The 12,732-nt window shown below is 71.0% G+C and carries 11 protein-coding genes; 2 read left to right on the top strand and 9 right to left on the bottom strand.

Annotation, left to right across the window (positions count from 1 at the left end):
* Nucleotides 1-10: 10 nt before the first annotated feature.
* From ABZ621_RS23220 to ABZ621_RS23180, 9 genes are all read right to left on the bottom strand, one after another.
* Nucleotides 11-229, bottom strand: coding sequence for a hypothetical protein (locus tag ABZ621_RS23220; RefSeq protein ID WP_360607491.1), 219 nt, complete (start codon nucleotides 227-229; stop codon nucleotides 11-13).
* Nucleotides 230-271: 42 nt separating this feature from the next.
* Nucleotides 272-643: a DUF6755 family protein gene (locus ABZ621_RS23215; protein WP_360607489.1), complete on the bottom strand. Its 372-nt coding sequence runs from the start codon at nucleotides 641-643 to the stop codon at nucleotides 272-274.
* On the bottom strand, nucleotides 640-1,293 hold the full coding sequence (locus ABZ621_RS23210) for a Rieske (2Fe-2S) protein (protein WP_360607487.1): 654 nt from the start codon (nucleotides 1,291-1,293) through the stop codon (nucleotides 640-642). The genes ABZ621_RS23215 and ABZ621_RS23210 overlap by 4 nt, the downstream gene beginning before the upstream one ends.
* The gene (locus ABZ621_RS23205; protein WP_360607485.1) at nucleotides 1,290-1,889 is read right to left on the bottom strand and encodes a 4Fe-4S dicluster domain-containing protein; all 600 of its coding nucleotides are present in this window, start codon (nucleotides 1,887-1,889) and stop codon (nucleotides 1,290-1,292) included. The genes ABZ621_RS23210 and ABZ621_RS23205 overlap by 4 nt, the downstream gene beginning before the upstream one ends.
* Before the next feature lie 6 nt (nucleotides 1,890-1,895).
* The gene (locus ABZ621_RS23200) at nucleotides 1,896-4,208 is read right to left on the bottom strand and encodes a molybdopterin oxidoreductase family protein (protein WP_360607483.1); all 2,313 of its coding nucleotides are present in this window, start codon (nucleotides 4,206-4,208) and stop codon (nucleotides 1,896-1,898) included.
* Nucleotides 4,205-5,332: an MFS transporter gene (locus ABZ621_RS23195; protein WP_360607481.1), complete on the bottom strand. Its 1,128-nt coding sequence runs from the start codon at nucleotides 5,330-5,332 to the stop codon at nucleotides 4,205-4,207. Before ABZ621_RS23195 ends, ABZ621_RS23200 begins: the two co-directional genes overlap by 4 nt.
* Before the next feature lie 85 nt (nucleotides 5,333-5,417).
* Nucleotides 5,418-6,215, bottom strand: coding sequence for a pyruvate formate-lyase-activating protein (pflA, locus tag ABZ621_RS23190; protein ID WP_360607480.1), 798 nt, complete (start codon nucleotides 6,213-6,215; stop codon nucleotides 5,418-5,420).
* Between the two features lie 130 nt (nucleotides 6,216-6,345).
* The gene (gene pflB, locus ABZ621_RS23185; RefSeq protein WP_360607478.1) at nucleotides 6,346-8,625 is read right to left on the bottom strand and encodes a formate C-acetyltransferase; all 2,280 of its coding nucleotides are present in this window, start codon (nucleotides 8,623-8,625) and stop codon (nucleotides 6,346-6,348) included.
* A gap of 159 nt (nucleotides 8,626-8,784) precedes the next feature.
* Nucleotides 8,785-10,206, bottom strand: coding sequence for an MFS transporter (locus ABZ621_RS23180; protein WP_360607476.1), 1,422 nt, complete (start codon nucleotides 10,204-10,206; stop codon nucleotides 8,785-8,787).
* A gap of 244 nt (nucleotides 10,207-10,450) precedes the next feature.
* On the opposite strand from ABZ621_RS23180, the gene ABZ621_RS23175 reads away from it, so the two are divergent.
* A complete protein-coding gene (locus ABZ621_RS23175) occupies nucleotides 10,451-11,629 on the top strand; it encodes a low temperature requirement protein A (RefSeq protein WP_360607474.1) in 1,179 nt (392 codons plus the stop codon).
* A 14-nt stretch (nucleotides 11,630-11,643) separates the two neighbouring features.
* Nucleotides 11,644-12,723 (top strand): P1 family peptidase, encoded by a 1,080-nt coding sequence (locus ABZ621_RS23170; protein ID WP_360607472.1) that lies wholly within the window; start codon nucleotides 11,644-11,646, stop codon nucleotides 12,721-12,723.
* Nucleotides 12,724-12,732: the final 9 nt, after the last annotated feature.

Below are 12,732 nucleotides of genomic sequence, written 5' to 3'. Positions count from 1 at the left end.
CGCCCCGGCGTCAGAGGTGGTGCGGCGGCTTCTCGTCGAGGAAGCGCGCGAGATCGGCGGCACCACCGCCGGCCGGAGGCCGCTCACCCCACCCGCGGTCCGTGTCGTCCGCGGACTGCACGTCCAGCGGATCGTCGAAGACGATCACCGGCTTCGGAGGCTTCTGGGAATTCGGCCGAATGCCGTTCGGCTTCGCGTCTCGCGGTCCGTGGGCGGGGGCGGTGCTCATGTCTTCAGAGTACGCCCGCTCCCCCGCCCCGGACCGGCCCGATCAGCGGTCCTTCGGATCCAGCGCCCACAGCCCGAGGACCACCAGGAACGACAGGACGAGGAATCCCGCCCCCCACCAGGCGGTACCGGTGTCGCCGGACATCCACTCGTCCACCACGATGGTCAGCCCCCAGAGCTGGCCGATCACCACCGTGAGCGCCAGCGCCAGCCGCGCCGACAGCTTCGAGGAGCGCTCCGGCTCCTGCTCCGTGCCCGCCCCCGGACCCGGCCCCGTGTGCCGGATCCGCGGGTCGCCGTACCCGCTCGTGGGCCGGATCTGCGGATAGCGCTCGTGCACCGGACGGTTCAGCCGCGGCTGCGCGCTCCCCGGGCGGTAGGCGGGACGCTCCGGGACCGGATCTCCGTTCGTCATGCGCGCTCGCTCCTCTCGGTGCCGGGCCGGCCGGCGGGCGCGTCGGCCCGCAGGGCGGCACAGGGCGGGGTGCCGGCGCCGCGCTGGCGGCAGTAGCCCTCCTGCAGGCTCTCCCCGGAGCGGGCGGTGCCGATGGCCCAGACGCTGCCGTCGACCTGCTCGACCAGGATCACCTTCGGCAGCCCGCGCGGCGGCGGGCCCGCGGTCACCTCTCCCGTACGGGCGTCGAAGACCCCCTCGTGGCAGGGGCAGTACAGCTCGCCCTCGCTGCCCCGGTCCTTGCGCCACAGGACGGCGCAGGCCAGGTGGGTGCAGACGGCGGAGTAGCCGGCGAGGGTGCCGTCCTCCATTCGGACGGCGATCGCCCGGTCCTCGTCACCCGGGTAGCGGAAGGCGAGGGACTCGCCGGGCGGGATCACGTCGGCGATCTTCTTCACCTCGGGGACGCCGTCGGCGTCGCCGTGCCGGTGCAGGATGCCGGAGGCGACGGCGACCCCGCCGACCGCGAGACCGCCGGAGACCGTGGCGACGATCCGCAGGTAGTCGCGGCGGGTGGTGAGGGAGTCGGCGGCGATCCGGTCGCGGAGCGCCTCCTGCGCCGCGTCGGCGCCGGCGTCCGGCGCGGGCGGCTGCGGGTCGGTGACGCTCATCGGACGTCCCTTCCGTTGATCTCGACGACGGGCAGGCCGCCGGGCACGGGCCACTGGACCTTGTCGGCGGGGACGACCATCGCCACACCGGTGGTGACGGTGGTGGTGCCGAAGGTGAAGGAGTCGGCGACCTGGACGCCGGGGCGCTCGTTCTGGAGCTCTTCGAGGGTTCCGTAGAAGAGGGCGCCGGTGGGGCAGACGGTCGCGCACATCGGGGCGAGGCCGTAGGCGGTGCGGTCGTAACAGAGGTTGCACTTCATCTGCAGCTTCGCCTGGAGGTCGATCTTCGGGACGCCGAAGGGGCAGGCGTTGACGCAGTTGGCGCAGCCGATGCAGCGGGTGGTGTCGGCCTGCTGCACCACGCCGTCGGCGGTCACCAGGATCGCGTCGGCGGGGCACACCTCGGCGCAGGGGGCGACGGGGTCCTCGCAGTGCATGCAGACGGTGGGAAGGGAGGCGACGGAGTGGCCTTCGTCGGGGTAGTCGAGGTGGATCATCGACTTGCCGCGGTGCGAGTCGCATTCGCGGCAGGCGGAGACACAGGCCTGGCAGCCGATGCAGCGGCCCGGGTCGATGAAGATCGTGCGGCCCATCATGTGCGGTCAGCTCCTCTCCGCGGTGCCACGGCCCTGCGGGGACGTGGGGGGCAGGGGGTCGGTGCGGGAGACCTGCGTCTCCGGGTAGGCGAGCTGCCCGGGGGCCGTCGGCGGCGCGGGGACCTCGTCGACGCGTTCGGCGGCCTCGATGCGGGCCGCGCAGACCTTGTACTCGGGGATCTTCGAGCGGGGGTCGAGGGCGTCGATGGTGAGGGCGTTCGCTGCGGTGGGGACGGGCCAGTGGTAGGGCACGAAGACGGTGTCGGGGCGGATGGCCTCGGTGACCAGGGCGGGGAAGACCTCGCTGCCGCGCCGGGTGACGACGCGGACCGGGTCGCCGTTGCGGAAGCCGTGCGAGGGGTGGACCTCGACCCAGGGCCGGGGCGTCTGCTCGACGAGGGCGCCGAGCCGGCGGGTCTGGTTGCCGGAGAGGAAGTGGGCGACGGTGCGGCCGGTGGTGAGCGAGAGCGGGTACTCCTCGCTGTAGGGGTCCATCGGCGGGTGCCACTCGACGACCTGCATGTGGATCTTTCCGTCGGGGTGGTAGGTGCGGCCGTCCTCGAAGAGGCGGGGGGTGCCGGGGTGCTCGGTCGTCGGGCAGGGCCAGGCGATGCCGCCGGTCTCCTCCAGGCGCTCGTAGGTGATGCCGTAGTAGTCGTTGACGGTGCCGGCGGAGGCGATCCGCAGTTCCTCGAAGACCGAGCGGGAGTCGGGGAAGGCGAACTTGTCGCCGGCGCCGAGCCGCTTGGCGAGCTCGCACATGACCCAGGTGTCGGTGCGGACCCCGGCCGGGGGCTCCTGGGCCTTGTTGTGCTTGACGACGCGCGCCTCGGCGTTGGCCATGACGCCCTCGTCCTCGGCCCAGACGGTGACGGGGAAGACGACGTGGGCGTTGGCGGCGGTCTCGGAGAGGAAGAAGTCGAACTGGGCGTGGAACTGGAGGGTGTCGTACCCCTCCTTGACCGTGGCGTAGTTCGGGAGGGAGACGAAGGGGTTGTTGCAGATGCCGATGAGGCCGCGGATCTCGGCGCGCTGCATCTGCCAGACCATCTCCATCATGGAGGTGCCGGCGGGCGGGAGTTCGGACTCCTCGATGCCCCAGATCTCGCAGATCTGCCGGCGGTGCTCGGGGTTGGAGATGGAGCGGCCGCCCGGGAGGAGGTCGGACTTCTGGCCGTGCTCGCGGCCGCCCTGGCCGTTGCCCTGGCCGGTGATGGTGCCGTAGCCGGCGCCGGGCTTGCCGATGTTCCCGGTGGCGACGCAGAGGTTGATGATGGTGAGGCAGTTCTCGACGCCCTGCGAGTGGTGCTCGACGCCCCGGGCGTGCCAGGCCATGGCCTTGCCCGCGCCGGCGAACATCCGGGCGACCTGGACGATCTGTTCCTCGGGGACGCCGCAGATCTGCGCGGAGCGGGCCGGCGGGTACGCGGCGACGGTGGCCCTGACCTCGTCCCAGCCGGTGGTGTGGGCGGCGAGGTAGGCCTCGTCGGTGAGGCCCTCGGCGACGATCACGTGCAGCACGGCGTTGAAGAAGGCCGCGTCGGTGCCGGGCTTGAGGGCGACGTGGACGTCGGCGGTTCGGGCGATGGCCGTCTGCCGGGGGTCGACCACGATGAGGGAGGCCCCCCGGTCACGGGCCCCCCAGAGGTACTGGGTCATCACCGGGAAGCACTCGCCGACGTTGGAGCCGGCGATGAGGAGGCAGTCGGTGAGGAGGATGTCGGAGAAGGGGTTCCCGGCCCGGTCGATGCCGAAGGCGAGCTTGTTGGCGCCGGCGGCGGACACCATGCAGAGACGCCCGTTGTAGTCGACGTGCTTGGTCTTCAGCGCGACCCGCGCGAACTTCCCGACGAGGTACGTCTTCTCGGAGTAGAGACTCGCCCCGCCGAGCAGCCCGAAGGCGTCGTTGCCGTACTCGCCCTGGATGCGGCGGATCTCGGCGACGGTGTGGTCGAGCGCCTCCTCCCAGCTGACCGGCCGGAACTCCTCGTCCCTGTTGCGCCGCATCAGCGGCGAGGTCAGCCGGTCGGGGTGGTTGACCTGCTGGTAGGCGTTGATGCCCTTGGGGCAGAGCCGCATCCGGTTGATGTCGTGGTTCCGGGGCTCCACCCCGAACACCTTGCCCCCGCGGTCGACCCGCAGGTACATGCCGCACTGCACCCCGCAGAAGCAGCAGTGGGTGGGGACGAGCGTCTCCTCGTTCTGGTCGGCGTGCCACCGGTCGGCGGGGATCCCCCCGGCGTCCCGGAAGTTCCGCGTCCCGGGCGGGGCGACGGAGGGATCGAGCGGCAGCGCACGGGACGGGTCGGTCGCGGTCACTTACTGAAGCCCTTCTTGACGTGGGTGAGGTAGGCGTTGCCGCGGAGGACGCGTTTGCAGCGGGGGCAGTACTCGGCCCATTCGTCGAAGTCGAGCTTGAGGTCCTGCATGGTGCCGCGCAGGTTCTCGACGTAGGCGGGGGTGTCGATGGGCTCGTGGCAGCGGCGGCAGGCCTGGAGTTCCTCGGCGGCGCCGTCCTTGCGGCGGGAGGTGTACTTGAAGAGCTGCATGCCGACGGCGGCGGGCCGCTGGACGATGTGGAAGAACTTCCCGAAGGGGATGTAGATGAGGGTGAAGACGACCGAGACCATGTGGAGGATCGCCAGGAACTCGTAGCCGCCGCCGTGCAGGAAGATCGAGGAGAAGGTGAGCAGCAGGCCGGTGACCGAGATGACGATGAGGGCGATCAGCGGGATCAGGTCGTAGGCGAAGCGCTGGCCGGTGATGGCGCCGCGGTCCTTCATGCGCCGCCACAGGAAGTAGGAGGCGCCGGCGATGACGAGGACGGCGGCGATGTCCAGGCCGTGGAACATGAGCCAGCCGAAGATGTTCAGCGAGTCGAAGCCGAGGACCTTGAAGCCCCAGATCCGCATCTCGTAGCCGGGGCCGTCGCCGGTGCCGGACGTGAAGGTGAACCAGCCCCAGGTGAGGGGGAAGGTGATGAGCGCGGCGAGGACGCAGCCCCAGAAGAGGAGCTGGTGGGCGGCCCAGCGGGCGTGCGAGCGGGCGCCGAGGAACTTCTGGAAGCCGAGATAGGTGGCGATCATCTTCGGCAGGGCGGTGGGTGCCTTGCGGAAGTTGGCGGCGGAGAAGAAGGAGCGCCAGCCCTGGCGGAAGAGGCGCCGGGCGCCGGGGGCGGAGATCCAGACGGTGTAGCGGTAGGCGACGCCGAAGGCGAGGAAGACGGTGGCGACGGCGTAGGGCAGCAGGGCCGAGTCGAAGTCGCGCAGGAGCCGGCTGCCGAAGACGATCGCGAGGATCAGGAGGGCGGAGACGGCGGTGCCGGCGAGGAGGGCGCGGCGGCGGACGGCGGCGGGGCTCTGGGGTGCGGGGCCGTCCGGGACCGGAGCGGTCGCCTCCGGCTCGGGAGCGGTGGGCTCGGCGGTCTGTGGTGGCTCGGTCACGGGGCCACGGTAGGACGTATGTACCTTTTGAGCCCGCTATGCCCGGCGTGTGGGTGAACGTGTCGCCGGCCGGAGGGGGCGGACGTCAGACCGCGTACAGGCCGTGGCCCTGGAAGACCTCCCGGACGGCCGCCACCTGCTCCGGGGCGGGCGACGGGGTGTCGTGGAGGGTGAAGGGCATGTCGAGGGCCTGCCACTTGGCCTCGCCCAGCTTGTGGAAGGGGAGGACGTCGACGCGGGAGACGTTGCCGAGGCCGGCGGCGAAGGCGGCGACGCCCTCGACGTTGGCGGGGTCGTCGGTGAGACCGGGGACGAGGACGAACCGGACGTGCACGTCCTGGCCCAGGTCGGCGAGGCGCCGGGCGAAGTCCAGGGTCGGCTTCAGCGGCCGGCCGGTGACCTTCCGGTACGTCTCCGGGTCCCAGGACTTGATGTCGAGGAGGACGAGGTCGGTGTCGCGCAGCAGGGCGTCGGTGGCCCGGACGCCGAGGAAGCCAGAGGTGTCGAGGGCGGTGTGCAGGCCCAGCTCGTGCTTCATGCGGTGCAGCAGCTCGCCGGTGAAGACGGGCTGGAGGAGCGGTTCGCCGCCGGAGACGGTGGCGCCGCCGCCGGAGGCGGAGATGAAACGGACGTACTTGGACGCCTCGGCGATCACGTCGTCGGCGGAGGTCCGCTTCCCGTTCCGCATCCGCCACGTGTCGGGGTTGTGGCAGTAGAGGCAGGTCAGCGGGCAGCCGGAGAGGAAGGTGACGAAGCGGGTGCCGGGCCCGTCGACACCGGTGGAGAGGTCCCAGGAGTGCACCGACCCCTCGGACGGGCGCTGGGTCGCGGCCGCGGCGACCGTCACGGGGGCGGTGGCGGGGCTCGTGGCGAGGCTGGTCATGGCAGGACCTCCTGAGGGAGGAAGGGAGGGGTGGGGCCTGGGGCGGGGGCGGGAGGGGTGGGGTGGGGTGGGGAGGGGAGGGGGGAGGGGCCCCCTTCCCCCCCTTCTGTCGTGTTGCGGGGCCGGTCGGTCAGAGGGCGCCGTGGAAGGTCCTGTTCAGGACGTCCAGCTGCTGTTCGCGCGTCAGGCGGACGAAGTTGACCGCGTAGCCGGAGACGCGGATCGTGAGCTGGGGGTAGTGCTCCGGGTGCTCCATGGCGTCCATGAGGACGTCGCGGTTGAGGACGTTGACGTTCATGTGGAAGCCGTCGCTCGCCATGTAGCCGTCGAGGACGCCGGCGAGGTTCCTGACGCGCTCCTCGGGGGTGCGGCCCAGGCCGTCGGGGGTGACGGTGCTGGTGAGCGAGATGCCGTCCTCGGCGTCCTCGTACGGCAGCTTGGCGACCGACAGGGCGGAGGCGACGTAGCCGTGGGTGTCGCGGCCGTTCATCGGGTTGGCGCCCGGGGAGAACGGTTCGCCGGCGCGGCGGCCGTCGGGGGTGTTGCCGGTCTTCTTGCCGTAGACGACGTTCGAGGTGATGGTCAGGACGGACTGGGTGTGCTCGGCGTTCCGGTAGGTGGGGTGCTTGCGCACCTTCCGCATGAACTCCTCGACCAGCCGGACGGCGATCTCGTCGGCGCGCTCGTCGTTGTTGCCGTAGGCCGGGTAGTCGCCGTCGATCAGGTAGTCGGTGGCGAGGCCGGTCTCGTCGCGTACGGGGGTGACCTCGGCGTACTTGATGGCGGCGAGGGAGTCGGCGGCGACGGAGAGGCCGGCGATGCCGCAGGCCATGGTGCGGCGGACGTCGCGGTCGTGGAGGGCCATCTCGATGCGCTCGTACGCGTACTTGTCGTGCATGTAGTGGATGACGTTGAGCGCGTGGACGTAGACGTTCGCGAGCCACTCCATCTGCTCGTCGAACTTGGCCATGACCTCGTCGTAGTCGAGGACCTCGGAGGTGAGGGCGCCGGTGGCGGGGCCGACCTGGGCGCCGGACTTCTCGTCGCGGCCGCCGTTGATCGCGTACAGGAGGGTCTTGGCGAGGTTCACGCGGGCGCCGAAGAACTGCATCTGCTTGCCGACGGGCATCGCGGAGACGCAGCAGGCGATGGCGGTGTCGTCGCCGAAGCGGGGCCGCATCAGTTCGTCGGACTCGTACTGCACGGACGAGGTGTCGATGGAGACCTTCGCGCAGAACTCCTTGAAGCCCTGCGGCAGTCGCGGCGACCAGAAGACGGTCATGTTCGGCTCGGGGGCCGGGCCGAGGTTGTAGAGGGTCTGGAGGTAGCGGAAGGACGTCCTGGTGACGAGCGGGCGGCCGTCCTCGCCCATGCCGGCGAGGGACTCGGTGACCCAGGTCGGGTCGCCGGAGAACAGCTCGTCGTACTCGGGGGTGCGCAGGAAGCGGACGATGCGGAGCTTGATGATGAAGTCGTCGACGAGTTCCTGGGCCTGCTCCTCGGTGAGGAGGCCGGCCTCGATGTCGCGCTGGAGGTAGACGTCGACGAAGGTGGAGGTGCGGCCGAGGGACATCGCGGCGCCGTTCTGCTCCTTCACGGCGGCGAGGTAGGCGAAGTACAGCCACTGGATCGCCTCGCGGCCGGTGGTGGCGGGGCCGGAGACGTCGTGGCCGTACGAGGCGGCCATGGCCTTCAGCTCGCCGAGGGCGCGCAGCTGCTCGGACAGTTCCTCGCGGAGCCGGATGGTCTCTTCCAGGGAGCGGTCGCCGGCGGGGAGGACGTCGAGTTCGGCCTTCTCCTCCTTCTTGGCCTCGATGAGGCGGTCGACGCCGTAGAGGGCGACGCGGCGGTAGTCGCCGATGATGCGGCCGCGGCCGTAGGCGTCGGGGAGGCCGGTGACGATGCCGGCCTTGCGGGCGGCGCGGATCTCCGGGGTGTAGGCGTCGAAGACGCCGGCGTTGTGGGTCTTGCGGTACTGGGTGAAGACCTTCTCCAGTTCCGGGGAGACCGGGTAGCCGTAGGTCTCCAGGGCGCCGGCGACCATCCGCCAGCCGCCGTAGGGCATGATCGCCCGCTTCAGCGGGGCGTCGGTCTGGAGGCCGACGATCAGGTCCTTGTCGCGGTCGATGTAGCCGGGGGCGTGGGCGGTGATGGTGGAGGGGATGTCGTGCGCGACGTCGTAGACGCCCTTGGCGCGTTCCTCGGGGAACTTGTCCGTGATCGCCTTCCACACGGCGGTGGTCCGCTCGGTGGGGCCGGCGAGGAAGGTGTCGTCGCCCTCGTACGGGGTGTAGTTCTGCTGGATGAAGTCGCGGACGTCGATGGCGTCGCGCCAGAGTCCGCCCTTGAAGCCCTTCCAGGCGCCGTCGTTCACCGTTGCTTCAGCAGGGGTCGCAGTCACTGCCCGCACCGCCTTCTCGATCGCTCGAATCAGCTTTTTCGCTTGCCTCCATTGCACTCCTTTTGATCGATCATTCCGGGCGGCAATGGTCACCTCTCGATGGACCGAGGTCCCGCCCCGGGCGTGCGGAAAGGCCCCGCCTCGGCGGGGCCTTTTTCGAGCATCGGTTCAGCTGGGTGCCTCGGCGCCCTTGCGGGCGTAGAACCACCAGGTCACGACCATGCAGCTGACGTAGAAGGCGACGAAGCCCCACATCGCGCTGGTGACGGCGACCGAGCCGAAGAGCGCCGGGATGAAGAAGAATCCGTAGGCGGCGATCGCGGAGGTGAAGCCGGTGACGGCGCCCGATTCCATTTCGGCCTGCTTGAGGGCCTTGGCGTGTTCGGGGGTGCCTTCGGTGAGGCCCTTCAGGTGGGTGCCGCGGAAGATGACCGGGATCTGGCGGAAGGTGGAGCCGTTGCCGATTCCGGAGAAGAAGAACGCGGCGAGGAAGCAGAGGAAGAAGCCGTGGAAGTTGCCGCCGTCGCCGCCCGAGGGCAGGAAGTCGATGACGCCGACGATCGAGAGGGCCATGCCGACGAAGGAGAGGATGGTGACGCGGGCGCCGCCCCACTTGTCGGCGATCCAGCCGCCGGCCCAGCGGGCGAGCGCGCCGACGGCGGGGCCCATCCAGGCGTAGGTGGCGACGGAGTAGTCCGGGAAGGTGGTCTTGATCAGCATCGGCAGCGCGGCGGCGAAGCCGATGAAGGAGCCGAAGGTGCCGACGTACAGCCAGGTCATCAGCCAGTTGTGCTTGCGCTTGAAGATGATCTTCTGCTGCTTGAACGGGGTGGAGGCGACCTTCAGGTCGTTCTGTCCGAACCAGGCGACGGCGGCGAGGACGAGGACGACGGGGACCCAGACGAAGGCGGCGTTCTGGAGGTAGACGGGGGTGCCGTCGGCCTTGTGCTGGGCGGAGCCGATGGCGATCGTCGACCAGGTGATGACGATCGGGGTGAGCAGCTGGACGACGGAGACGCCGAGGTTGCCGAGCCCGCCGTTGATGCCGGTCGCGCTGCCCTTCTTGGCCTTCGGGAAGAAGAAGCCGATGTTGGCGAGGGAGGAGGCGAAGTTGGCGCCGCCGATGCCGCAGAGGGCGGCGATGACGACCATGACCGTGTACGGGGTCGTCGGGTCCTGGATGGCGATGCCCAGCCAGATGAGCGGGCCGACGAGGACGACCGTCGACAGGGCGGTGAACCGCCGCTGGCCGATCATCGGGCCGAGGAAGGTGTAGAGGATCCGGGCCGTGCCGCCGGTCAGGCCGGGGATGGCCGTCAGCCAGAAGAGCTGCGAGGTCGAGAAGGTGAAGCCGACGTCCGCGAGGTTGGTCGCGGTGACCGACCAGACCTGCCAGACGACGAAGGCGACGAGCAGCGCCGGGACCGCGATCCACAGGTTGCGGTTCGCGACCTTCCTGCCGATCGACTTCCAGAAGAGCTCGTTCTCCGGCTCCCAGTCGGTGATGGCCCGGCCGGGGCGGTACTGCTCCGTGTCGTACGAGGCGGGTGACCCGCCCGTGGTTCTGCTGTCCTGGACTACGGAACTCATGGCGCTTCCCTGACTTCCCTGACGTTTGCGAGCCCTTTCGAGGCCTCTTCCTTGCCTTTCCAGGCTGCTCCTCGGAGCAGGGGGTGATCAGTGCCGATGGTCGCGAGCGGGGCGGGCCTAGGTCGGCTCCTCGGGCGGCCTTAGGTCCCGAGGGGAGGGAGGGTCCGTCGGGGGTACCGCCCGGAGGCCGTACCGTTCCGCGTGGCTGGGGAGGCGGGGGGCGCGGCTCTGCTGTGCTGGGGCGATGACACAACCTTTCCTGCCGCTCACCGCGCGCTCCCGTGAGGAGGCGCACCGGACCGCGACGCCTCTGGAGCTCTTCTTCGACCTGTGTTTCGTGGTCGCCGTCGCCCAGGCGGGCGCGTCGCTCGTGCACGCGGTCGCCGAGGGGCACGCGGGCGAGGGAGTCGCGAGTTACGCGATGGTCTTCTTCGCCATCTGGTGGGCGTGGATGAACTTCTCCTGGTTCGCCTCGGCCTACGACAACGACGACGTGCCGTACCGGGTCGTGACGCTCGTGCAGATCGCGGGTGTGCTGATCCTGGCCGCGGGTGTCTCCCGGGCCTTCGAGGACCATGACTTCCTCGTCGTGTACCTGGGTTATCTGGTGATGCGGGTGGCGCTCGCCACGCAGTGGCTGCGGGCCGCGCACCACGCCTCGTCGGCGGAGGAGCGGACGATGTGCCGGCGGTACGCGGGCGGGGTGCTGGCCGTGCAGATCGGCTGGCTGGCGCTGCTGTTCGTGCCGGAGGGGGCGCAGCCGTGGGTGTTCCTGGTGATGGCGCTGGCGGAGCTGGCGGTGCCGGTGTACGCGGAGAAGGTCGCGCCGAGCACCTGGCATCCGCATCACATCGCGGAGCGGTACGGCCTGTTCACGATCATCGTGCTCGGCGAGTCGGTGGCGGCGGCGACGGTGGCGGTGAAGACGGGGGTGGTGGAGAACGACGCGCTGAACGAGCTGCTGCCGATCGCGGCGGGCGGGCTGCTGATCGTGTTCGCCTCGTGGTGGGTGTATTTCGTGGTCCCGGCGCACGACCGGCTGACGGACAGCCGGCAGGGGTTCCTGTGGGGGTACGGCCACTATGTGATCTTCATGTCGGCGGCGGCGATCGGCGCGGGGCTTGAGATCGCGGTCGAGCAGGCCGTCGGGAAGGCGCACATCAGCACGCTGGCGGCGTCGGCGTCGGTGACGATCCCGTCGGCGGTCTTCCTGTTGTCGGTGTGGCTGCTGCACGCCCGGTACTTCAAGGTGGGTCTGGCGCAGCAGGCGGTGCTGCCGGGGGCGTCGCTGGCGATCCTGCTGTGTTCGTTCGCGGGCCGGTGGGCGGTGCTCGCGGCGGGTCTCGTGGCGGCGGCGACGGTGGCGGTGGGCGTGACGCTCACCGCACGCAACCCGTCCGCCAGGACGGCCCGCCCCTCCTGAGGTAGGAAGGGGACATGACAGCCGGCGCGCCCTTGTCCTCGTCCTCGCCCTCGCCCTCGTCCGACGGAATCACCGATGTGCCCGGTGTGCGGGTGGGGCACGCGCGCGTGGCGGGGGCGCGGGCGCTGTCGGGGACGACGGTGGTGCTCGCGCCGGAGGGCGGGGCGGTGGCCGCCGTGGACGTACGGGGCGGGGGGCCGGGCACCCGGGAGACGGACGCCCTGGATCCGAGGAACCTGGTGCAGCGGATCGACGCGCTGGTCCTGACCGGGGGCAGCGCGTACGGCCTGGAGGCGGCCGCCGGGGTGATGGCCTGGCTGGAGGAGCACCGGCGGGGGGTGCGGGTGGGGCCGGATCCGGCGCACGTGGTGCCGGTGGTGCCGGCGGCGTGCGTCTTCGACCTGGGCCGTGGCGGTGATTTCGCGGCCCGTCCGGACGCCGTCACGGGGCGGGCGGCGGTGGCGGCCGCGGCGGCTTCGGGGGACCACGCGCGCGTGGAGACGGGTGCGGTGGGCGCGGGGACGGGCGCGGTGGTCGGCGGGGTGCGCGGCGGCGTCGGCACGGCGGGCGTCCGTCTGGGGTCGGGGATCACGGTCGGGGCCCTGGTGGTGGTGAACGCGGTGGGGTCGGCGTTCGACCCGGGGACGGGGGTCCTGTACGGCAGTCTCTTCGAGGGCGGCGGTCTGCCCGTGCCGCCGCCGGAGGCGGTGCGGGAGGCGGCGGCCCTGCGGCTCGCGGAGGCCCGTACGGCCTCCGCCGCTCCTCCGATGAACACCACGCTGGCGGTGGTGGCCACGGACGCGGCGCTGACCCGGGCGCAGGCGCAGAAGGTGGCGGGGACGGCGCACGACGGAATCGCCCGGGCGATCCGGCCGGTGCATCTGATGAACGACGGGGACACGGTCTTCGCGCTGGCCACGGGCGCGCGGGAGCTGCCCGCCGCGCCGGGGCCGCTGGCCCTGAACGAGATCCTGGCGGCCGGTGCCGACCTGGTGACGCGGGCGATCGTCCGGGCGGTCCTGGCGGCGCCGGGCGGTCATCGGGGGCCGGGGGGCGACTTCCCTTCGTACGGGGAGCTGTACGGCAGGGGGTAGCCGGCCGTA

It is taken from the genome of Streptomyces sp. NPDC007863 (assembly GCF_040633895.1).
In the GTDB taxonomy this organism is placed as follows: domain Bacteria; phylum Actinomycetota; class Actinomycetes; order Streptomycetales; family Streptomycetaceae; genus Streptomyces.
Note: the sequence above shows the minus strand (reverse complement) of the source record. Positions and strands in the feature narration are given on the sequence as shown.